Source organism: Mesorhizobium metallidurans STM 2683 (genome assembly GCF_000350085.1).
Lineage (GTDB): Bacteria > Pseudomonadota > Alphaproteobacteria > Rhizobiales > Rhizobiaceae > Mesorhizobium > Mesorhizobium metallidurans.
Genome location: NZ_CAUM01000146.1, coordinates 16962 through 39182 on the forward strand (window position 1 = coordinate 16962; position 22221 = coordinate 39182).

At 64.1% G+C, this 22221-nt stretch carries 21 protein-coding genes; 11 read left to right on the forward strand and 10 right to left on the reverse strand.

The genetic code is table 11. The annotated features are described in order from the left end of the window. Positions 1–192 precede the first annotated feature (192 nt). Positions 193–1113 (forward strand): bifunctional 5,10-methylenetetrahydrofolate dehydrogenase/5,10-methenyltetrahydrofolate cyclohydrolase, encoded by a 921-nt coding sequence (locus tag MESS2_RS25130; protein ID WP_040594030.1) that lies wholly within the window; start codon positions 193–195, stop codon positions 1111–1113. A gap of 14 nt (positions 1114–1127) precedes the next feature. Here MESS2_RS25130 and glcF read toward each other — a convergent pair whose 3' ends face one another. The 5 genes from glcF to MESS2_RS25155 form a co-directional block, all read right to left on the reverse strand. Beyond that, the gene (gene glcF, locus MESS2_RS25135; protein ID WP_008877372.1) at positions 1128–2459 is read right to left on the reverse strand and encodes a glycolate oxidase subunit GlcF; all 1332 of its coding nucleotides are present in this window, start codon (positions 2457–2459) and stop codon (positions 1128–1130) included. A gap of 11 nt (positions 2460–2470) precedes the next feature. Then, positions 2471–2866: a DUF4870 family protein gene (locus MESS2_RS25140; protein WP_008877373.1), complete on the reverse strand. Its 396-nt coding sequence runs from the start codon at positions 2864–2866 to the stop codon at positions 2471–2473. Next, positions 2863–4122, reverse strand: a complete 1260-nt coding sequence (locus MESS2_RS25145) for an FAD-binding protein (protein WP_008877374.1) — start codon at positions 4120–4122, stop codon at positions 2863–2865. Before MESS2_RS25145 ends, MESS2_RS25140 begins: the two co-directional genes overlap by 4 nt. 197 nt (positions 4123–4319) lie before the next feature. Next, positions 4320–5816: an FAD-linked oxidase C-terminal domain-containing protein gene (locus MESS2_RS25150; protein ID WP_008877375.1), complete on the reverse strand. Its 1497-nt coding sequence runs from the start codon at positions 5814–5816 to the stop codon at positions 4320–4322. A 261-nt stretch (positions 5817–6077) separates the two neighbouring features. Then, positions 6078–7400 (reverse strand): DUF3422 family protein, encoded by a 1323-nt coding sequence (locus tag MESS2_RS25155; protein ID WP_008877376.1) that lies wholly within the window; start codon positions 7398–7400, stop codon positions 6078–6080. A gap of 208 nt (positions 7401–7608) precedes the next feature. Here MESS2_RS25155 and MESS2_RS25160 point away from each other — a divergent pair, with 208 nt between their 5' ends. From MESS2_RS25160 to MESS2_RS25170, 3 genes are all read left to right on the forward strand, one after another. After that, positions 7609–8412: a FadR/GntR family transcriptional regulator gene (locus MESS2_RS25160; RefSeq protein ID WP_008877377.1), complete on the forward strand. Its 804-nt coding sequence runs from the start codon at positions 7609–7611 to the stop codon at positions 8410–8412. A 24-nt stretch (positions 8413–8436) separates the two neighbouring features. Further along, positions 8437–9573, forward strand: a complete 1137-nt coding sequence (locus MESS2_RS25165; RefSeq protein WP_008877378.1) for an alpha-hydroxy acid oxidase — start codon at positions 8437–8439, stop codon at positions 9571–9573. A 131-nt stretch (positions 9574–9704) separates the two neighbouring features. Further along, on the forward strand, positions 9705–10475 hold the full coding sequence (locus MESS2_RS25170; RefSeq protein ID WP_040594031.1) for a metallophosphoesterase: 771 nt from the start codon (positions 9705–9707) through the stop codon (positions 10473–10475). Positions 10476–10583: 108 nt separating this feature from the next. Here the strand turns inward: MESS2_RS25170 and MESS2_RS33890 are convergent, their stop codons facing one another. Beyond that, on the reverse strand, positions 10584–10715 hold the full coding sequence (locus MESS2_RS33890; RefSeq protein WP_008877380.1) for a hypothetical protein: 132 nt from the start codon (positions 10713–10715) through the stop codon (positions 10584–10586). A gap of 341 nt (positions 10716–11056) precedes the next feature. Next, a complete protein-coding gene (locus tag MESS2_RS25175) occupies positions 11057–11755 on the reverse strand; it encodes a type 1 glutamine amidotransferase (RefSeq protein WP_008877382.1) in 699 nt (232 codons plus the stop codon). Between the two features lie 88 nt (positions 11756–11843). Between MESS2_RS25175 and MESS2_RS25180 the strand changes: the two genes are divergently transcribed. The 4 genes from MESS2_RS25180 (at position 11844) to MESS2_RS25195 (ending at position 16049) form a co-directional block, all read left to right on the forward strand. Further along, on the forward strand, positions 11844–12485 hold the full coding sequence (locus MESS2_RS25180; protein WP_008877383.1) for a hypothetical protein: 642 nt from the start codon (positions 11844–11846) through the stop codon (positions 12483–12485). A gap of 31 nt (positions 12486–12516) precedes the next feature. Beyond that, the gene (locus MESS2_RS25185; RefSeq protein WP_008877384.1) at positions 12517–13251 is read left to right on the forward strand and encodes a 16S rRNA (uracil(1498)-N(3))-methyltransferase; all 735 of its coding nucleotides are present in this window, start codon (positions 12517–12519) and stop codon (positions 13249–13251) included. 164 nt (positions 13252–13415) lie between these two features. After that, a complete protein-coding gene (locus MESS2_RS25190) occupies positions 13416–14789 on the forward strand; it encodes a glutamate--cysteine ligase (RefSeq protein WP_008877385.1) in 1374 nt (457 codons plus the stop codon). A gap of 102 nt (positions 14790–14891) precedes the next feature. Continuing rightward, positions 14892–16049: a DUF937 domain-containing protein gene (locus MESS2_RS25195; protein WP_008877386.1), complete on the forward strand. Its 1158-nt coding sequence runs from the start codon at positions 14892–14894 to the stop codon at positions 16047–16049. A 345-nt stretch (positions 16050–16394) separates the two neighbouring features. On the opposite strand, the gene MESS2_RS25200 is transcribed toward MESS2_RS25195, so the two are convergent. Beyond that, positions 16395–16682 (reverse strand): DUF1127 domain-containing protein, encoded by a 288-nt coding sequence (locus tag MESS2_RS25200; RefSeq protein ID WP_008877387.1) that lies wholly within the window; start codon positions 16680–16682, stop codon positions 16395–16397. A 176-nt stretch (positions 16683–16858) separates the two neighbouring features. Here MESS2_RS25200 and MESS2_RS25205 point away from each other — a divergent pair, with 176 nt between their 5' ends. The 3 genes from MESS2_RS25205 to MESS2_RS25215 are packed head-to-tail and all read left to right on the forward strand — an operon-like array spanning position 16859 to position 20617. Beyond that, entirely contained in the window at positions 16859–17815 is a 957-nt protein-coding gene (locus MESS2_RS25205; protein ID WP_008877388.1) for a LysR substrate-binding domain-containing protein, read from the forward strand. Between the two features lie 58 nt (positions 17816–17873). Beyond that, on the forward strand, positions 17874–19448 hold the full coding sequence (gene xseA / locus MESS2_RS25210) for an exodeoxyribonuclease VII large subunit (protein ID WP_008877389.1): 1575 nt from the start codon (positions 17874–17876) through the stop codon (positions 19446–19448). 38 nt (positions 19449–19486) lie between these two features. After that, on the forward strand, positions 19487–20617 hold the full coding sequence (locus tag MESS2_RS25215) for a DmpA family aminopeptidase (RefSeq protein ID WP_008877390.1): 1131 nt from the start codon (positions 19487–19489) through the stop codon (positions 20615–20617). A gap of 79 nt (positions 20618–20696) precedes the next feature. On the opposite strand, the gene MESS2_RS25220 is transcribed toward MESS2_RS25215, so the two are convergent. Further along, positions 20697–20951 carry a DUF768 domain-containing protein gene (locus MESS2_RS25220; RefSeq protein ID WP_008877391.1) on the reverse strand — a complete coding sequence of 85 codons (255 nt, stop codon included), beginning with the start codon at positions 20949–20951 and terminating at the stop codon, positions 20697–20699. Positions 20952–21361: 410 nt separating this feature from the next. Then, a complete protein-coding gene (locus MESS2_RS25225; RefSeq protein ID WP_008877393.1) occupies positions 21362–22213 on the reverse strand; it encodes an SMP-30/gluconolactonase/LRE family protein in 852 nt (283 codons plus the stop codon). Between the last annotated feature and the right edge of the window lie 8 nt (positions 22214–22221).

Here is a 22221-nt window from a genome sequence, read left to right on the forward strand (position 1 = left end):
GCCGTGTGGGGATACGGCCAGTCACGAAAGGGCAGCACGGGAAACCGCGCTGCCCTTTTCGTTTCTGAATGATATCGAAGCAAGCTGCATCGGAAGTCGCGCGCGAGGCATAGCGGTTCGCTTTCACGCTGCCTTTTTGCCCGCTCTTTTGCTATGTCGGCGGCAACGCTTCAAGACAAAGGCCAGACATTCATGTCGCTGCCCGACGACAGCCGCTATCTCAGGGGCGGCCCGGTCGCCCAACGCATCATCGCCGCCGTGCGCGAGGACGCGGCGATCGCGACCGCCGAAGGTTTTCCGCCCAAGCTGGTGTCGATCACCGTTGGCGACACCGCGGCGGTGGATGTCTATGTGCGCAACCAGCGCGCCAAGGCGGCATTGGCCGGCATCGAATTCGAGGAGCGGCGCTTTCCCGCCTGCACCGCCGGCGAACTGGAGGCGGCGATCCATGGGCTGAACGCCGATCCGCGCGTCACCGGCATCATCATCCAGCGGCCGGTGCCGGCGCATATCCCGATCAGGACGCTGCAAGCGGCGGTGCATCCGCTGAAGGACGTCGAAGGCATGCATCCGGCCTCGATCGGCAACATCGTCTACAACCAGCTCGACCTTGCTCCCTGCACGGCAGCCGCTTCGGTGGAACTGCTCAAGGAAACCGGCCTCGATCTCAAGGGGCTTGAAGTCGTCATCGTCGGCCATTCGGAGATCGTCGGCAAGCCGATCGCCTTCCTGCTGATGAGCGAGGGCGCAACCGTGACGGTCTGCCATCACATGACGCGTTCGGTGGCCGCCCATGCCCGCCGCGCCGACGCGCTGTTCGTCGCTGTCGGCAAGCCGCGATTGATCAAGGCCGACATGGTCAAGCCGGGTGCTGCCGTCATCGACATCGGCATCAATTCGGAGATCGGGCCGGATGGCGAAAGCCGCATCGTCGGCGACGTCGACACCGACAGCGTCAAGGAGGTGGCCTCCTGGATCACGCCGGTGCCGGGCGGCGTCGGCCCGCTCACGGTGGCGATCCTGCTGCGCAACACGATGGTGGCGCTGAGCCGCCAGCGCGCGCTCTACCAGGCGACCTATGGCGTGGTGGACAAGCTCGCGGTAGGCGCGTAGCGAGGTGGCGGAATTCACTCGGCTGCCAAGACTTCGCTGTCGTCGGCGATGCCTTCCGGCTTTGGCCCGCCATAGGCCCAGTCCAACAGCTTGACCGTATGCACGACCGGCAGCTTGGCTGCGGATGCGATCTGGGTGATGCAGCCGATGTTGCCGGTGGCGACGATTTCAGCACCGGTCGCCTCGATATTTTTCACCTTGCGGTCGCGCAGCTTTGCCGAAATCTCGGATTGCAGGATGTTGTAGGTGCCGGCCGAGCCGCAGCACAGATGCCCCTCGCGCGGCTCGCGCACGATGAAGCCTGCTTTGATGAGAAGCTCCTTGGGCTGGCGGGTGATCTTCTGGCCATGCTGCATCGAGCAGGCCGAGTGATAGGCGACGACGGTGCCGGGCTTGCGCACCGGTTCCGGCAGGTCGAGAACAGCCAGATACTCCGTGATGTCCTTGGCCAGCGCCGAGACGCGCGCCGCCTTGTCGGCATAGGCCGGGTCGAGACGCAGCATGAAGCCGTAGTCCTTGATGGTGGTGCCGCAGCCCGACGCCGTGATGACGATGGCATCCAGCCCGCCCTGCTCGATGGCCCGCGTCCAGGCGTCGACATTGCGCCTCGCCGAGGCAAGCGCCGCTTCCTCCCGCCCCATATGATGGACCAGCGCACCGCAGCAGACCTCGCCTTGGGGCACAACGACCTCGACACCGAGCCGCGTCAGCAACGCAATCGTCGTGTCGTTGATGGCCGGATCGAGCACCGATTGCGCGCAGCCGGTGAGGATCGCGATGCGGCCGCGTTTTGTCGCGCCCTGTCCGGCATGCGTGCCGGGCGAGGCCATCGGCGACGCTTTGGGAACCGTTTTCGGGGCGAGCCTGAGCATGGCGCCCAGCGGCTTCAGGGCCGGCGTACTTTCGAACAGGCCGGCGAACGGCCTGCCTAGCTTCGCCAGTTTCAGAGCGGCGCGGAAGCGCGAGGGATAGGGCAGCACCAAGGCCAGCATGGCGCGTGTCAGCCGATCGGGCAGCGGCCGCCGGTAGGTCTCCTCGATATGGGCGCGGGCGTGGTCGACCAGATGCATGTAGTTGACGCCCGACGGGCAGGTGGTCATGCAGGCGAGGCAGGACAGGCAGCGGTCGATATGGGTGACGATCTCCTTGTCGGCCGGACGGCCGTTCTCCAGCATGTCCTTGATCAGGTAGATCCGCCCGCGCGGCGAATCCAGCTCGTTGCCGAGCGTCACATAGGTCGGGCAGGTGGCGGTGCAGAAGCCGCAATGCACGCATTTGCGCAGGATCGTCTCCGATTCCGCGACATGCGGATCGGCAAGCTGGGCGGCTGAGAAATTGGTCTGCACTCGAAAATTTCCTATAATCCCAGAAACCAGCTTTCCGGGTTCTTGACCGGCTCGCCGCGCTGCAGCGCCTGGAGGCCCAGAATGCAGCGGGCGATGAACCAGACGGCGACGGCGAACATCAGCACGACGCCGACCATCGCCATCATCAGCACCACCGAGATCAGCGCATAGAGCAGGCCGATCCAGAAGGTGCGGATCAGGAAGGTGTAGTGGCTCTCGACGAAGCCGCCTGATTTGCCGCGGTTGATATAGGCCAGAACGATGCCGACAATGCCGGTGATGCCGATGACCAGGCTGGTAAGGTAGAGGACATAAATGACCAGCGCATTGGTCGGGCCGGGCTCCAGCCAACGGTCGGTCTGGCGCGGTGTGGGCTTGTCGCCCTGGCCGGAATTGATGTCGCTCATGATGGTGATCCTCCCTCGGTTGCCTGGCCGAGAGTAGCAGAGCCGGCACCCGGCGTCATACGGCCGGGGTTGAGGATCGCCTTGGGGTCGAATTCGGCTTTCAACCTTGCCGACAGGGCTGCCAGCGCCGGTGCCTGCGGTTCGAACACCGGCACGGCGGCGCGATGCGAAGGAGCGGCGCGCACCAGCGTCGCGTGGCCGCCGCCATGTTTTCCGATCAGCCCGCGCAGCAGGCCCGCCTCGGGATCCCCTTCCTCCATGCGCAGCCAGATCAGCCCGCCCTGCCAGTCGTAGAAGGCGCTGACACCGGCCTGCATACGCAGCGTCATTACCATCTGGTGGCCTTGCGACGGCACCATCGAGATCCGCCATACCGGCTTGTCGCCGCCGTCCGCGAATGGCGCGCAATCCCTGACATCGCGCCAGAGCGAATGCGAAGCTTCCCCTGAGATTTCTTCCAGCGGACCGGCATTCCTGAGCAGGTCTTTCAGCGCGGCGATGCGGTATGCGACAGACGGCCCGAAACCCTCGACGCGCAGCAGCGTCGCCGCATCGCTGCCGAGGTTACCGCCAACAACCCGCGCCGCGACGCGTTCAGGAAGATGTGCGGCGCTCGATACTTCCGCGCTGGAACCCAGCGCCAGCGCCATGGCGGCGGCGGCATGATCGTCGAGCAATCCGCGTATGGCGAGCGTGATTTCGGTCTCGGCCGCCGGCAGCACCTTGAAGGTGACATCGGTGAACACGGCAAGCGTGCCCCAGCTGTTGGCCATCAGCTTGGACAGATCGTAGCCAGTGACGTTCTTGACGACGCGGCCGCCGGACTTGAAGGCCTCGCCACGGCCGGCAACGGCGCTGATGCCGAGGACATGGTCACGCGCGGCGCCCGCCTTCAGCCGGCGCGGGCCGGAAAGGTTCGCGGCGAGTGCGCCACCGATCGTCCCTTTTCCCGGCTTGCCGCCAAGCAGCGGGCCGTAATCCATCGGCTCGAAGGCGAGCTGCTGGCCGTTTTCGGCAAGCAGGCTTTCGATCTCGGCCAGCGGCGTGCCCGCCTTTACCGACAGCACCAGTTCGGCCGGCTCGTAGAGCGTGACGCCGGTGAGTTTGGAGACATCGAGCGTATGCTCGCTCTGCTGCGGCCGGCCAATGCCGCGCTTTGAGCCATGACCGAGGATTTCCAGCGGCGATTCTTCCGACGCCGCCCACTGGACGGTGGAGAGGACTTCGGCTGATGTGGATGGGGTGAAGGTGGTCATGGCGATACACCGCGATCCTTCGCGCCCCCCTCTGTCCTGCCAATCTCCCCCTCAAGGGGGGAGATTGGCAGTTTCAGCGCCTCACCTTTCTTGCATCGCTGGAGATTGGCGAAAACCGATGCGACATCCAATCTCCCCCCTTGAGGGGGAGATGGCCGGCAGGCCAGAGGGGGGTGTTCAAGCGCCAACGTTTCCACTCAAAACCTCGGAATATCCGGAAACGCCACCTGCCCCCGGTGCACATGCATGCGCCCCAGTTCGGCGCAGCGGCGCAGTTGCGGGAAGACCTTGCCGGGGTTCAAAAGATGATTGGGATCGAAGGCGCATTTGACGCGCATCTGCTGGTCGAGATCGATCTGGTTGAACATTTCCGGCATCAGGTCGCGCTTTTCGACGCCCACGCCGTGCTCGCCGGTCAGGACGCCGCCGGCCTTGACGCAAAGCCGCAAGATGTCGGCGCCAAAACTCTCGGCCTTGTCGAGCTCGCCCGGCACATTGGCGTCGTAAAGGATCAGCGGGTGCAGATTGCCATCGCCGGCATGGAAGACATTGGCGACGCCGAGGCCATATTTTTCCGAGAGTTCGCGCATGCCGGCGAGCACGTGCGGCAGTTCCTTGCGCGGGATGGTGCCGTCCATGCAGTAGTAATCGGGCGAGATGCGGCCGACCGCCGGGAAGGCCGCCTTGCGGCCGGCCCAAAAGCTCAGCCGTTCCTGCTCCGACTGCGAAATGCGGCAGGTGGTCGAGCCGTTGCGGTAGGCGATGGCTTCGACAAGGCCGATCAGATGATCGACCTCGACGCCCGGCCCGTCGAGTTCGACGATCAGCAGCGCCTCGACATCCAGGGGGTAGCCGGCATGGACGAAATCCTCGGCCGCATGGATCGCCGGGCGGTCCATCATCTCCATGCCGCCTGGGATGATGCCGGCGCCGATGATGTCGGCGACGCATTGGCCGCCCTGCTCGCTGGTCGAAAAGCCGATCAGCAGAGCGCGCGCCGTCTCCGGCTTCTTCAGGATGCGCACGGTGACCTCGGTGACGACGCCTAGCAACCCCTCGGAACCGGTCATCACGCCGAGCAGGTCGTAGCCTTCGCAGTCGAGATGGCTGCCGCCGAGCCGCACCACCTCGCCATTCATCAGCACCATCTCGATGCCGAGAACGTTGTTGGCGGTGAGGCCGTATTTCAGGCAGTGCACGCCGCCGGAATTTTCCGCGACATTGCCGCCGATCGAGCAGGCGATCTGGGAGGATGGGTCGGGGGCGTAATAGAAGCCCTCCTGCTCGACGGCGGTGGTGATGCCGAGATTGGTGACGCCCGGCTGGGCGACGACGATGCGATCGGGAAAGTCGATCTCGAGGATACGATTGAACCGGCTCATGACCAGCAGCACCGCGTCCTCGAGCGGCAGCGCGCCGCCGGACAAGGATGTGCCGGAACCGCGCGGCACGACACGGATGTTGCGGTCGTTGCAATATTTCAGCACGCGCGAGACCTGCGCCACCGTTTCCGGCAGCACCACGACCAGCGGCAATTGCCGGTAGGCGGTAAGCCCGTCGCTCTCGAAGGCACGCATTGAATTGGCGGCGTCGACGACCCCCTCGCCCGGCACGATGATGCGCATGTCGGCGACGATCTCGTCGCGCCGGCGCATCGTGGCATCGTCTGGCTTCGGCATGGCAAGGCCGGACATCAGCAGCCTCCTTCGCTCGACTGGTAAAAATGTTTTACCAGCGACGGTCGCCTGTTGCAAATCCTGCTTTGACCAAAATCGGGAACCAATGCCAGGACAGGCCTCCGCAGCGGCAATCTGCCGCTGTGGTTTTACTCCCTTGTGGGGAGGGTCGCGAACGAAGTGAGAGGGGTGGGGGTCGGCGCGAGGTAGCGCTCTACGAGCACCCCCACCCCGATCCGCTGCGCGGATCGACCCTCCCCACAAGGGGGAGGGTAAGGGCTACTCGCCCGGCTGCCTGGCCGGCTCGGAGTGCATCCGGCGCACCCGACGCACGCCCCACCAGACGAGCAGGATGGCCAGAGGCACCGAAGCGGCGGTGACGACTTCCGGCGCAATGGCATGGCCGAAGATCGAGGCGCCCTTGGCGACGTAGCTGATGAGGCCGACGACATAGTAGGAGACGGCGGCGACGGACAGGCCTTCCACCGTTTGCTGCAGACGAAGCTGCAGGCGGGCGCGGTTGTTCATCGATGCCAGCAGATCGCGGTTCTGCTTCTCGACCTCGACATCGACCCAGGTGCGCAGCAGCGTGGTGGCGCGGGTGAGCTTGCGCGACAGATTGGCCTGGCGTTCCTCCACCGAACGACAGGTGCGCATGGCGGGCGCGACGCGCCGCTGCAGGAAGCCGCCCCAGGTGTCGTAGCCAGGCACCGCCTCTTCCTCCAGCGCCTCCAGCCGCTCGACGACGATGCCGTCATAGGCGCGGCTGGCGCCAAAGCGGTAGAGGCTGGAGGCGGCATCGGCTTCGAGTTCCGCGGCAAGCTCGGTCAGATCGGCAAGCAGCGTCTGGCTGTCACGGGTCTCGGCCACCTTCATTTCCAGCGTCGTCTGGGCCAGCCTGTCTTCGATGCGGCGGGCACGGCCCGACAGCATCAGCGCCAACGGCAGGCCGAGCATGGCCAGCGTGCGGTAGGTCTCGATATCGATCAGCCGCTGCGACAGCGCGCCGGTTCGTGCCGGCGTCAGGCCGCGATCGAGCACCAACATGCGGGTCAGGCCGTCGCCATCCTGGCGGAAATCGGTGACGATGGCGGCGTTGCCGCGCTCGACCAGCGAATAGCACAGGCTGGTCGGGTCGAAGCCGGCGATCAGCCTCTCGCTGGCCTGCGTCCATTTGCGGATTTCGAGCCTGATGCCTGAAATGACCGTTCCCGGCGGGGAAAATCCATTGCCGAAGGGAGAATCCTCCTGCACCCGGCCGCTTTCGGAAAGCGGCCCTTCCCACAGATAGGTCGAGAATTCCGTGTGCCGCTCCCAGCGCAGCGAGCCCTGACCCCATTTCATGGCGTGGTGGCGGGCATGACGGTCGGGCGCGGCGATGCCGAGGCGGCGCGACAGTTCGGACAGCACGGCCATGTCGACGCCGGAACCGCCCTCGGTCATGAAGGAAAGCTGGATCAGAACGCGCGGCTTCTCGACCAGCGGATGCGGCCGGGCATGGACCTCGCCAAGCGCGCCGGGCCTTCCCTCATGCGCCGGGAAGCCCATGACGCTGCCCTTGGAGCGCGGCTGGAATTCGAGATTGGACGGATCGTCCGACACGGCTGGTCCCCCTCTTTTTTGACCCTTCGTGCAATGGCGTCCTCTAGAGACAATCGCCTGGAGACGCAAACAACAAAGTTTAGCCGAAGGCGACACAGCACCATGGCGTCGAAACGACCCGATCGGGCGAATTGGATAAATAATTTGACCAGTTGGCGACACTGGCTTTATCCTGCGCGACACCGGTTCAAATTCCCAGGCGCCCCCGTTGAGCGACATTTTCTCCAGGATCGAGCATTCGCGCACCGCCGATGAGGTGGTGCAGCAGATCGAAAACCTGATCCTCGAAGGCGTGCTGCGTACCGGAGACCGGCTGCCGGGCGAGCGCGAGCTGGCGCGACGGTTCGAAGTATCGCGCCCGATCCTGCGCGACGCGCTCAAACTGCTCGAACGCCGCGGGCTTTTGACGACACGGCCCGGCGGCGGCACCCATGTCGCCGACGTCATCGGCCAGTTGTTCACCAAGCCGGTGACGGACCTGATCTCAATGCACCGCAAGGCGGTGACCGACTATCTGGAATACCGCCGCGAGATCGAGGCCGTTGCCGCCGAATACGCGGCGCGGCGCGCCACCAAAGACGATCTGGCGCTGCTCGACCGCATCATGGCGCGCATGGACGAGGCGCACCGGACCGGCGACTTCGACGACGAGGCGGAAATCGATGTCGAGTTCCATCATGCGGTCTGCGAATGCGCGCACAACATCATCCTTTTGCACACGCTGCGCGCCTGCTACCGGCTGCTGTCCGAAGGCGTCTTCCAGAACCGGCTTCTGGTGTTCACCGTGCCGGGCGCACGCGAGGCGCTGCTGGCACAGCACCGGGCGATCCATGCCGCGGTGAAGGAAGGCGATCCGATCGCGGCGCGGCAGGCGGCGATGGACCACCTCACCTATGTCGAACGATCCATGGCGGAAGCCGAGCGCAGCGGCGACTGGCAGCGCGTGTCGAGGCTGAGGCTGCGGCAGCGTTCCGAAGCCGCCGACATCGAATCCACACGCAAACGCTCCTAGCCATCGAAATAAGCGGGGACCACCATGAGCGACATCCTCACCATTGCCGATCTCAAGAACCTGGCACGCCGGCGGGTGCCGAAGATGTTCTTCGACTACGCCGATTCCGGCGCCTGGACCGAAAGCACCTATCGCGCCAACGAGGAGGATTTCCAGAAAATCAAGTTTCGCCAGCGCGTGCTGGTCGACATGAGCAACCGCTCGCTGGAATCGACCATGATCGGCGAAAAGGTGGCGATGCCGGTGGCGTTGGCGCCGACCGGCCTGACCGGCATGCAGCATGCCGATGGCGAGATGCTGGCGGCGCAGGCGGCGGAGGAATTCGGCGTACCGTTCACGCTCTCGACGATGAGCATCTGTTCGATCGAGGACGTCGCCTCGGCGACGAAGAAGCCGTTCTGGTTTCAACTCTATGTGCTGCGCGACAAGGATTTCGTGCTCAACCTGATCGACCGGGCGAAGGCGGCGAAGTGCTCGGCGCTGGTGCTGACACTCGACCTGCAGATCCTCGGCCAGCGCCACAAGGATGTCCGCAACGGGCTTTCGGCGCCGCCCAAGATGACGCTTGCCAACATTCTCGACATGGCCATCCGCCCGCGCTGGTGCCTGGGAATGGCCGGCACCCCCCGCCGGACGTTCCGCAACATTGTCGGCCACGCCAAGGGTGTCGGCGATGTCGCCTCGCTGTCGTCATGGACGACGGAGCAGTTCGACCCGCATCTGTCATGGAAGGATGTCGCCTGGATCAAGGAGCGCTGGGGCGGCAAGCTGATCCTGAAAGGCATCCTCGACAAGGAAGACGCCATGATGGCGGCCAAGACCGGCGCCGACGCGATCATCGTTTCGAACCATGGCGGACGCCAGCTCGACGGCGCGTCGTCGTCGATCATGGCGCTGGAAGAGATCGCCGACGCGGTCGGCGACACCATCGAAGTGCATATGGATGGCGGCATCCGCTCGGGCCAGGACGTGTTGAAGGCGCTGTGCCTCGGCGCCAAGGGCACCTATATCGGCCGGCCTTTCCTTTACGGCCTGGGCGCGCTCGGTAAGGAAGGCATTACCAAAGCCCTTGAAATCATCCGCAAGGAGATGGACATCACACTGGCGCTGTGCGGAAAGCGCCTGGTGACGGACATGGGCAAGGACCAGCTTCGGCGCTAAAGCGGAACATGCGACGGCCGCAAGGCGGCTCTATCTTCTTGTTTGATCATCACTTTTCCGAAAACCGGTTTCCACTTTGTGGGATCATGGTCTAGACTCGTCATGGCATGAATACTGAAACCACACAGGCATTGGCCGAACCCGGCATCCACTTCCTCGACGCGCGCGCACCTGACGGCGTGCGGCTCTACGCGATCGGCGACGTGCATGGCCGGCTCGATTTGCTGGCCGCCATGCATCGAGGAATCGCGGCGGAGATCAGCCAGGACCGGCCGGCGGACTGGCGTGTCATCCATCTTGGCGACTATGTCGATCGCGGGCCGGCCTCCAAAGGCGTTATCGACTTCCTGATCGAGGTGCGGAAACGCGATCCGCGTTACCTGATGCTCGCCGGGAATCACGATATCGGCTTTCTCGAATTTCTCGACACCCCCGATCCGGATGGGCTGTTCATGCGCTATGGCGGCATCCAGACCGCGCAGTCCTATGGCGTGGCGCTGCCCGAGAGCGGTATTTGGTTTAGCAGGGCCGAGGCGGCGCTCCGCCAGAGGCACGCAGCACTTGTCGAGGCCGTGCCGAAAAGCCATGTCGACTTCCTGCGGTCGCTGCCGTTTTCACTGACTTTCGGCGACTTCTTCTTCTGCCATGCTGGCATCCGACCCGGCATTACGCTGGACGAGCAGGACCCGCAGGACCTGATGTGGATCCGCGACGTCTTCCACAACCATCCCGGCCTCTATCCGAAAATCGTGGTGCATGGCCACACGCCGGTGCCGGAGGCCGAAGTAATGGCCAACCGTGTCAACGTCGACACGCTTGCCTGGCAGTCGGGAAACCTTACCGCGCTCGTCGTGGACGGCACGGACAAGCGAATTCTGGCGATGTCGGGTGAGAGGGGTTAGAGGAGCCGCCTCTGAAGGGAGCCACGCTCAAGTCGTTGCCTTGGATGTCGTTGTCCCAAACCATGGGCCCCTCGGTCAAGCCCAAGGGCAGGCTTTCGGGCAATCGTATCAGCGAAGCGCGGCGGTAACGCCGTAACCGTCGACGGCATTGTGGTTGTTGGCCACGTCGCCGGCATAGGTGCCAAAGCCGAAAAGCACGATGGCCGACAGCATGGCAAAGGACAGAAGCGCTGCTTTCACGGACGTCATCTCTGGTTGAGCTTTCTGCATCTGTGCACGAGGCGGGTTACCAATGGGTTGAAAAGGCAGGTTACCAATAGGTTGAAACGAAAATACGCTTCAAAGTTTCGACGATTTCGCGCTTCTAGGCGTGTTCTGTATCGACGATGTGTCGCGCGGATCACATAAAGGTTCATCGCGGTTGCAAGGAAGATGCAGAGCGCGCGTCTTCTAGGATGGCGGGCGGACACAAGCCAAGGATGAAACAAGTCGTCCACAGAGGATTTTCGTCCGCGTGCCAAATATGCAACGTCCAGTATACAACCCGGGCGCCGCGCCCTTGCACACGCAATATCTTCTGGTCAGATCGTCGCCACCCAGGCGCGGGCTATGGCCAGGCCAGCGGCATCGGCCCGCGGTCCGTTGCGGGCCATTTCACCATCGAGCTCGCCGGACCAGTCCGGATGCCGGGCAGCGATCAGCAGGGCGAAGGATGCGCTCCAGTCACGGACCATCGGCCGGTCGGCCTCGAAGTGAAATTGGAAGCCGTAGACCGCGCGGCCGATGCGGAAGGCCTGGTTCTCGGCGACGTCATTGCCGGCCAGCCGCACGGCGTTTTCAGGCAACGCAAACGTATCGTCATGCCATTGGAAGATGGGAAAGTTTTCGGGCAGTGCGCCGAGCACCGGATCGACTTTGGCATCGGGCGTCAGCGATACGCCGCGCCAGCCAAATTCATTGGCCGCGCCGATGCGGTTCTCGCCGCCGAAGGCGCGGGCGACCAACTGGCTGCCAAGACAGATGCCGAGCACGGCACGGTCCTTGTCGGCGAAATCGCGGGTCAGTTCGAGCAGCGCGGGAAAATAGGGATAGTCGTCGTCGGCCAGCGCATTCTGGCCGCCGCCAAGCACCACCATCGCGTCATGCTGGGCGGCATCCTCCGGCAGGGCTTCGCCCTGATAGGGGCGGCGCAGATCGAGGTCGGCGCCAGCTTCCGCAAGTGCCGCGCCGACCTGGCCGAGGCCGGTGTTGTCGTAATTCTGGACCACCAGCACCCGCATCGAAAAAACCTACTGACATGAAAATGATGTCACGAGCGATATCATGGCGTCGGCGTTGCAGCCAAGATGCGTATTCGGGGAGAAAACTATGCCACTGCAGAACCGCGTCGATCCGTTCGGCTTGATCCGCGCCGTGCCCGAACGTGGCCTGTTCACGGGCAATCGCGGCATCATCCATGACCCCCAAACGAAGACGCTGCTGAAGAAGCGCTGGGCGTTGCAGGCCTGGATTATCTGTGTGTGCGAGTTCCGTGACGTGCGGCGCGAGCCGATGGGGCGCAACCGGCCAGGCGGCAAGGCAGGTTGGACCGAGTTGTTTTTCCTCGACGAGGTGACGGCGCTGTCAGCCGGCCACCGGCCCTGCTTCTTCTGCCGGCGCGAGCGGGCGAGCGATTTCGTCCGGCGCTTCGGGATGGCCTTCAGCATTGCCGAGCCACGCGTGCCGATGGTCGACAAGCGGCTGCATAGGGAGCGGCTGGCGTCGGGCGGGCGACCGCGGGCGGTGGATGAGCTTGCGGGGCTGCCGGACGGCGCCATGGTCGCGGATGAAGCCAAGGCCTATGCGCTGCGCGGCGGCAAGGCATTGCGCTGGTCGTTTGCCGGCTATGACGAAGTGGTGGGGTTCGATCGCTTTGCCTGCCGTCCGCTCAGCCTGCTTACGCCGGCAACCACTCTTTGCGTGCTGAGGCAAGGCTACGAGCCGGTCTGGCATCCCACCGCCGAGGCTTGACGGCAGCGGCCGGCTCGCCCATTCCTCGACAATGCGCGCCAATTACAAGATGCAGCGGCTGTTCGTGCCGGACGACCTCGGACCCGACATCGAGATCGAAGCGAGCCAGCAGCAAAGCCACTATCTGATGCATGTGCTGCGGCTTGGCGAAGGCGCCGAAATCCTGGTGTTCAACGGCCGCGACGGCGAATGGTCGGCGGCAATCGCCGCCAGGTCGAAAAAGTCGGTGCGCCTGAAGGTTCTGACCCTGCAGCGGCCGCAGCCGCCGCTGCCCGATCTCGTCTATTGCTTTGCGCCGCTCAAGCAAGGGCGGCTCGATTATCTCGTCCAGAAGGCGGTCGAGATGGGCGCCGGCATCCTGCAGCCGGTCATCACCCAGCACACGCAAGTGGCAAAGCCCGGCATCGAACGCCTGCGCGCCAATGTCGTCGAGGCGGCCGAACAATGCGGCATACTGGCGGTGCCGGAGTTGCGCGAAGCGGAAAAATTCGAACGCCTGCTCAACAACTGGGACAGAGAGCGACGGCTGATCTTCTGCGACGAGGACGCCTCGACCAACAATCCTCTGCCCGCGCTGCAAGGGCTGAGGGAAAAGAAGCTCGGGCTGCTGGTCGGACCGGAAGGCGGCTTTTCCGACGACGAGCGCAAGATGCTGAGGGCGCTGCCCTTCGTCACCGCCATTCCGCTCGGCCCCCACATCCTGCGCGCCGACACGGCCGCGGTGGCCGCACTTGCGGTGATACAGGCGACGATCGGCGATTGGTGAGAGCCGGCATGAATCAATTCCTCTTGACCTGTGGCTCAGGATTTTTCTCTTGATCGGCTACTGACATTTCGTCCATTTAGCGCCCGCGGTCGTCCGACCGCCTACAGCGCCGCGCGCCCTTTCGGACGCGCAAAGGACGCTGTAGCACTTTGATCGGGACTTTTATGGCGCGCGACACAACCGATTTCCGGCCCATTGAAGGCGTCGACGAGCTTGTCGAGCACCTGGCCGAAGGCAACAAGCCGCGCGACAAATGGCGCATCGGCACCGAACACGAGAAATTCCCGTTCTATGTCGACGGCAATGCGCCGGTGCCCTATGGCGGCGAGCGTGGCATCCGAGCCATCCTCGAAGGCATGCAGGATAAGCTCGGCTGGGACCCGATCATCGACGACGGCCGCATCATCGGCCTGGTCGAGCCGACCGGCCAGGGAGCGATTTCGCTGGAGCCCGGCGGCCAGTTCGAACTGTCCGGCGCGCCGCTGGAAACGATCCACCAGACCTGCCGCGAGGGCAACGCGCATCTGGCGCAGGTGCGCGAGATCGCCGAGCCTATGGGCATCCGATTTCTCGGCCTTGGCGGCAGCCCGAAATGGTCGCTGGCCGAGACGCCGAAAATGCCGAAGTCGCGCTACGAGATCATGACGCGCTACATGCCCAAGGTCGGCAGCAAGGGCCTCGACATGATGTACCGCACCTGCACCATCCAGGTTAACCTCGACTTCGAGAGCGAGGCGGACATGCGCCGCAAGATGCAGGTGTCGCTGAAGCTGCAGCCGCTGTCGACGGCGCTGTTCGCCAACTCGCCTTTCACCGAAGGCCGGCCCAACGGCTTGCAGAGCTGGCGCGGCGACATCTGGCGCGACACCGACAACCAGCGCTCGGGCCTGCTCCAATTCTGCTTCTCGTCCGAATTCGGCTTTGCCGATTATGTCGAATGGGCGCTCGACGTGCCGATGTATTTCGTCATCCGCGACGGCCATTATCACGACATGACGCACGTTACTTTCCGCCAGTTCATGGCGGGTGCGGCCCGCAACGAGATACCGGACGGGTTGCCGACGATGGGCGACTGGGCGAACCATCTGTCGACGCTGTTTCCCGACGTGCGGCTGAAGCGGTTCCTTGAAATGCGCGGCGCCGATGGCGGGCCATGGCGACGCATCTGCGCGCTGCCGGCCTTCTGGGTCGGGCTGCTCTACGACGAGGCAGCGCTCGACGCAGCCGAAGCGCTGACCTCGAACTGGACCTATGAAGAGGTGCTGGCGATGCGCAACGCCGTACCGGAACAAGGCATTTCGGCGCCTTTCCGCAACACCACCTTGCGCGAGATCGCGCGCGACGTGCTGGTCATCTCGCGCACGGGACTGAAGAACCGCTGCAAGAGGAACCGCGACGGTTACGACGAAACCTCGTTCCTCAACACATTGGAGGAAGTCGTCGCGCGCGGCACGACCAGTGCCGAAGAGATGCTCTCAGCCTATCATACGCGCTGGGGCGGCTCGATCGAGCCGGTGTTCATGGAATATGCGTATTAACGTTTCGCTATCCGCCTGACCGACTACTCGGCAGAAGTCGCTTCAAACAGTCATGGAAACGAACTAGACTTCTCCAACGAGGATTTTCCCGAGGAGAGATCAATGCCTTCCTTGTTCGACATTCTGGCGCAGGCCCAGAACGGCAATGGCATGCAGGCGCTTGCCCAACAGTTCGGGCTTTCGCAGCAGCAGACGCAGTCGGCGGTCGAGGCGCTGCTGCCTGCCTTTTCGCAAGGGCTGAAGCGCAATACGTCCGACCCCAACGGGCTCGGCTCCTTCATGACGGCGATGGCCAGCGGCCAGCACGCCAAATATTTCGAGAACCCGGCAGCGGCCTTTTCGCAACCCGGCGTCGACGAAGGCAATGGCATTCTCGGGCATTTGTTCGGCTCGAAGGATCTGTCGCGCGCCGTTGCCGGCCAGGCTGCACAGGCCAGCGGCGTCAGCCAACAGGTCTTGCAGCAGATGCTGCCCTCGGTCGCTTCGATGGTCATGGGCGGATTGTTCAAGCAGACCAACAACCAGATGCAGGCGGCCGGCGGCTTCGGCGGCAGCGGCAATCCGCTCGGCGAACTTATCGAGCAGATGATGCGGCAGGCGGGCGGCGGCGCCCAGGCCCCACAACAACGCCAGGCGCCGCAGTCTGCAAACCCGGCCGACAATCCGCTTGGCAAGGTGCTGCAGGACATATTCGGCGGCGGCGGCCAGCAGCCGCAAGGCCAGCCGCAGCAGACGCAGAACCCGACGGGCGACAATCCGCTCGGCAAGGTGCTGCAGGACATGTTCGGCGGCGGCGGCCAGCAGCCGCAAGGCCAGCCGCAGCAGACGCAAAACCCGACGGGCGACAATCCGCTCGGCAAGGTGCTGCAGGACATGTTCGGCGGCGGCCAGCGGCAGCAGACGCAGAATCCGATGGGCGACAATCCGCTCGGCAAGGTGCTGCAGGACATGTTCGGCGGCGGCCAGCAGCCGCAAGGCCAGCCGCAGCAGACGCAGAACCCGATGGGCGACAATCCGCTCGGCAAGGTGCTGCAGGACATGTTCGGCGGCGGCCAGGCAGACGGCATGGCTGGCGGGCAGCCGGCGCCGCGGCAACGCCAGGCGCCGCAGCCCGCGCCCAATCCGAGCGGCAGGCCGACGAATCCATTCGACGATCTGTTCGGCAAAATGTTCGAGACAGGTGCGCAGCAGCGCGACGACTACCAGAAGGGCATGGAGTCGATCTTCGACCAGTTCAAGCAGGGGATGGGTCGGCGGTAGGATTGCCGCTGACCCACGCGGCGTCGTCATCCTGGGGCGGAGCAAGGAGCGAAGCGACGCGGCGCAGACCCCAGGATCCATGCCGTGACCTGAGAGCGCCGCTTTGGTGCAAAATTCTGTTCCGATGCATCCTCGACTGAGGTCACGGCATGGATCCTTGGGTCTGCGCTCCGCTTCGCGTCGCTACGCCCAAGGATGACGAAGCTGAGGAAAAAATGCCCGGTCCTCGCGGGACCGGGCAGGATGCAGGCGGCCGGGGGGAGCCGGCAGGGAGTGGGAGCCTGCGATAGTCTTTGGTTGCGTTGACTCCAAAAGAAGTTCAACGCCACCGAAACAGCAACTTGGTCAGGCCACCTTACGCGCCAGATCCTCGATCGTGTCCGCGCGGCCGGTGGCGATCGCACGCAACCTGACCGTCGGATCGCGGCCGAACGGCACATTGGCGACGTGCAGGTCGGCGCGCGTCAAGCCGATGTCGGCGAACTCGGCGTCCGACATCTCGCCAAGGCGATAGAAGGCGCGGCGGTTTTTCCAGGCCCGGTAGGCATTGGCGACCGCATTGGCCACGCGCGTCGCAACGGCCGGACGCGTGGTGATGCGCGAGGTCTCGGTGGCGAAATCATACGTAGCCATGTCAGCCTCCTTCGGAGTCGAGCGGACGAAGCCGGGCAACCGGTGCTGGGAGGAGCACCGTTCCGGTTCCGATTCACATGCCTTCATGTGGATGGCGCTAATTTGCCATCGTTCGATTGATTAATCCAACGAATGTTTCTAATCTTTAGCATCAACACTAGTGATGGATTAGGCCTATGAAAGCGCCTCTCGATCTCGATCAGTTGCAAACCTTCATCTCAATCGTCGACACCGGCAGCTTCACCCGCGCAGCCGAAGAAGTGCACCGTACGCAGTCGGCGGTGTCCATGCAGATGCGCCGGCTGGAGGAGCGGATCGGCAAGCCGCTGTTCGAGAAGGACGGGCGCACCAACAGGCTGACCGAGGAAGGCGACAGGCTGCTTTCCTATGCAAGACGCTTGCTGTTCCTGAACCGGGAAACACTGGCCGCCTTCGATGACCGGCGGCTCGAAGGCACGATCCGCATTGGTACGCCGGACGACTATGCCGATCGCTTCCTGCCTGAGATCATGGCGCGTTTCGCGCGCTCCAACCCGCGTGTCGAGCTGACCGTAATCTGCGAACCGACGCCAGGGCTGGTCGAACATATCAAGCGCGGCAATCTCGATCTGGCCCTGGTGACGCACAATGACGCGCACGGCCAATCGGAAGTGGTGCGGCGCGAGCCGCTGCTGTGGGTCACCTCGGCCAACCATGCGACGCATGAGCAGGACGTGCTGCCGATGGCCTTCGGCCGGCCGAACTGCATCTGGCGGCGCGCCGCCGTCGATGTGCTCGACCGGCAGAATCGCGACTATCGCATCCTGTTCACCAGCTTCTCGGCAACCGTGATCACCGCTGCCGTGCTGTCCGGCCTGGCGATCTCAGTGCTGCCGGAATGCGCGCTCAGGCCCGGCATGCGGGTGCTGGGCGATGCCGACGGGTTCGCCATCCTGCCAGATTGCCGCATCGGCATCATGCGCGGCCAGACCTCGCGGCCGGAAATCGTCGACGCGCTGGCCCGCCATATCTCGGAAAGCCTGGATAATATTTCGGTGCCGATCAGCGAAGAGACCGGAACCTTCGACTTCGCCGCGCTCGCCTTTTCGAAGATGAAGCGGACCAAGCCGAACCAGATACTGCCGGGCTGGTGAGACAGATGTCGGCACCAGCCGCCTTGACGCGGGCGGACAACCGTCCCTCAATCGGCCCATGAGCGACGCCGCATCCGAATCACGCACCAACGCCACCGAATACACGGTGAGCGAGATCTCCGGCGCGCTGAAACGCACGGTAGAGGACGTCTTCGGCAATGTGCGGGTGCGCGGCGAAATATCAGGCTATCGCGGGCCGCATTCTTCCGGCCATGCCTATTTTGCGCTGAAGGACGACCGAGCGCGGCTCGATGCCGTGGTGTGGAAGACCACGATGAGCCGGCTGAAATTCCGTCCCGAAGAAGGCATGGAGGTGATCGCCACCGGCAGGCTCACCACTTATCCCGGAAAGTCCAACTACCAGATCGTCATCGACAATCTCGAGCCCGCCGGCGCTGGCGCGCTGATGGCGCTGCTGGAGGAGCGCAAGCGCCGGCTGCAGGCCGAAGGCCTGTTCGATGCCGGGCGCAAGCGGCGGCTGCCTTTCATGCCACGCGTCATCGGCGTCATCACCTCGCCGACAGGTTCGGTCATCCGCGACATCATCCACCGGATCAAGGACCGGTTTCCGCTGCATGTGCTTGTCTGGCCGGTCAGGGTGCAAGGCGAGACGGCCGGCGCAGAAGTGACCGCCGCCCTCAACGGTTTCAACGCGCTGGCATGGGATGGCGCCATCCCGCATCCCGACCTGTTGATCGTGGCGCGCGGCGGCGGCAGCCTGGAGGACCTCTGGGGTTTCAATGACGAGGCGCTCGCCCGCGCCGCCGCCGCCTCGCGCATTCCGCTGATTTCCGCCGTCGGCCATGAGACGGACTGGACGCTGATCGACCTGGTGGCGGATGTGCGGGCGCCGACGCCGACGGGTGCAGCCGAAATTGCCGTGCCGGTCAAGGCGGATCTCGAAGCGACGCTTGCCGGGCTCGGCGCGCGGCTGAAGGCGGCCGCTTCGCGCAATTTCGAACGCAAGCGACAGGCGGTCCGCGCGGCTGCCCGTGCGCTGCCCTCGCCCGACCAGCTGCTGGCGCTGCCGCGCCGCCGCTTCGACGAGGCGACAAGCCGGCTCGGCCGGGCGCTGTCGGTCAGCATCGAGCGCAAGCGAGCCAGGCTGCGAGCACAAAGGCTGACGCCGGCCACCCTGTCGCGCCGCATGAACGAGGCCCGCACGCTGACCGGCCGCGACCTCGCCCGCGCGCAGGCTGCCTTCTTCGCCATCGTGCGCGAGCGGCGGGCGCGGTTTTCGCGCAACGCGGCGCGGCTGTCACCCGCGCCGATCGCAAGGCGGCAGAAATTGCAGGCGGATGCGCTGACGAGGCTGACGCGGCGACAGGACCAGGCGACTTCGCGGCGGCTGGACCGCTTGCGCGGAAAACTGACCCAGGCCGACCGGCTGCTGGCGACGCTGTCGCACAAGGCCGTGCTGGCGCGAGGGTTCGCATTGGTGAAGGACGCCGACGGCTCGGTCGTCAAGCACGCGGCGGAGGTGGCGCCGGGGATGGCGCTTTCGCTGGAGTTCGCCGATGGCGCTGCAAAGGCCATTGCCACCAGCGGTATGGCAAGCCCGGCAAGACCGAAGGCGACTACGAGACCGGCCACCAAATCCAGGGAGCCTGGCAAGCAGGGGTCCCTGTTCTGAATGCCCGTAAATTCTGGACGAATGACTTCGATGCACTCATGACCGGCAATCCGCACCAACAGACGCCTTCCGGCAAATGGCGCGCAAGAGCTTTCGGAATTGGTTTTGACGGCACGCCCGGCCGGTTCAATGCCATCACCGACGTACCCGGCGTCGCCGCGGGTTACGCCACGCTGATTATGGGCGACGGGCCGCTGGTGGTCGGCAAGGGGCCGGTGCGCACCGGCGTGACCGCTATCTTGCCCAGGCCACGCGCCGATCTCGCTACACCGGTCTTCGCCGGCATGTTCAGCCAGAACGGCAATGGCGAATTGACCGGCTCGCATATCATCGAGGAAACCGGTGCCTTCAACTTTCCGGCCACCATCACCAACACGCATTCCTGCGGCGTCAGCCGCGACGCAACCTTGCGCTGGATGCAACGGATAATGCCGCAGTCGCTCGAAAGCGCCTGGGCGCTGCCGGTGGCAGGCGAAACCTATGATGGCTTCCTCAACGACATCAACGGCCACCATCTTGGTGTCGAGCATGTCCTTTCCGCTCTCGATACGGCTGAAAGCGGAGCGATCGAGGAAGGCAGTGTCGGCGGCGGCACCGGCATGATCAGCTTCGGCTTCAAGGCAGGCTCCGGCAGTGCGTCTCGCATCGTCGAATGGCGGGAGAGCAGCTACACGGTCGGCGTATTCGTGCAGGCGAATTTCGGCAAGCGGCATAATTTGACCGTTCGCGGCGTACGCGCCGGGCCCGATCTCAAGCAGCCGGCGATCCGCGAAAGCACGCCGCGCGCCGAAAAGGGCTCGATCATCGCCGTCGTCGCCACCGACGCGCCGTTCCTGCCGCATCAGATGAAGCGACTGGCGCGGCGGGCGCCGCTCGGCGTCGCCATGACCGGCGGGTTCGGCTATCACAGTTCGGGGGATATTTTCCTGGCCTTCTCGACGGCCAACCCGGAGGCGACGCTGGCTCTGCCAGGGCGCATCGCCAAGGCCGATTTCATCCCCGACATCGATATCGATCCGTTCTTCGACGCGGTGATCCAGGGCGTGGAGGAAGCGATCCTCAATGCGCTGACAGCCAATGACGACATGACCGGGCGCGACGGCAATTTCGTGCCGGCGCTGCCGAAGGCGTGGCTCAAGAACAGATTCGGCGCGGGTCCAAAGGAATAGAGCGCTGCGGCCGTCGGAATAGAGCGCTGCGGCCGTCAGACAGCTGGAAAGTCCCGGCCGCGTTTCGCCGGCGGCATACTCACTCGCCAGGCTTGCTCGCGTTCTTTTCGTCCTCTTCGGCCTCGGCAGCCTCTTCCAGCCTCGACGCGATAAGCTCCTGGATATCGCCGACCTCTTCCTGGATATCCTCCAAGGGTATGCCGGCTTCCGCAGCCTTGGCCGCGCACTCCTTTGCGAGCGTCTCGGCCTGCTTCTCGATCCTCTCCGGCGAGGGCTGGCACTGGACCTTTTCGCCGATCCACCCCCGCAAGAACTCGATCGCGTGTTCACTCATACTGCTGTTCCCTGGCGGCTATGCCGGTTGGTAACCCTAAACGTCGCCATCCGCAAAAGGATGCATGTTCCCATTCCAACCGAGTCGTCGTCGCCCGGCAAGCCGATCTTGTCCAAGCTCCACAGAGCCGAAGGAATCGCAGGTTCAAGGAGCACGCTCTGAATCTTGAGGAGACTGGTACCGTTGGCTGGGATCCATAGCGAATCCCGCGCTATTGTTTCTATTCGCTTTTTTGCCGGTTTTTAAGACCGATATGTATCACAAAAGGTGTCACAATATGTAGCGCATTTACGGTGGCTCAACGGTCACGAGCCGTCGAAGCCGCCGGTATATAGTGACATCCCCATGCAATGTCGACTCTGCTCGCCAGCCTGCTTCCTTCCGCCGCGCCGGCCGAATTTGCGGGATAGTCAACCAAGCTGGTCCGCGTTTGGAAGTGCCGACAAATCAATCTCTGTGATGTGCCAGCGACCAAGATTCGCGGTGTAGAGTTTGTCGCACTTGAAGGCGATATTGGTGGGGTGCGCCAGCGTGGTCGCCGCCGGGTCCTCGATCACCACTTCCAGACCTTTGCCCCTGCGCCAGCGATAGATCCGGCTTGGCTCGTAGCATGAGATGAACAGCGAACCGTCGGCAGCGAAGGCCACGCCGTCCGGAACATTGTGCATGCCTTCGACGACAACCTGTCGAGCCCCTGCCGTGCCATCGGCTAGGATCGGCACATAGCTGATGCACGGCGCGTTGCTTTCCACGACATAGAGACCGTTGCCGTCCGGCGCCATGGCCATGCCATTGGCGAACGACATGGCCTGCCGGCACCACAGAGCGCCGTCGCCCGTCTTGAGGTCATAGCGGAAGATGCCCGAGCGATTGTCCTCGCCGACACTGTCCGATACGTAGAGCCAGCCCCGCGCTTCATCGACGATCGGATAGTTCGGCACGCGGATGCCGGACGAAGCGAAGCGCTCCATATGCGCTGTCGCGGCATCCCAGCGAAAGATCGCGGCATGCCTCAAATCGCAGGCAAAGCAGTTCCCCGCGCTGTCGAAAGCAATGCCAAGCAGAAAACCATCCGTGCCGCCCTTGCGTTCGACCGAGCCGCCATCGGCGGCCAGCCGCAAGAGGTCACCGGTTTCAGTGCCGCACCAGATCGACCCATCGCTGTGCACAGCCACGCCTTCCGGATGCGCGACGCGCGGGCTGGTGAAGATGCCGTCGAAGAAGACGCGCGCGGCGGACATGTCGAGCAACGGCTTTGCCATGGAACGTT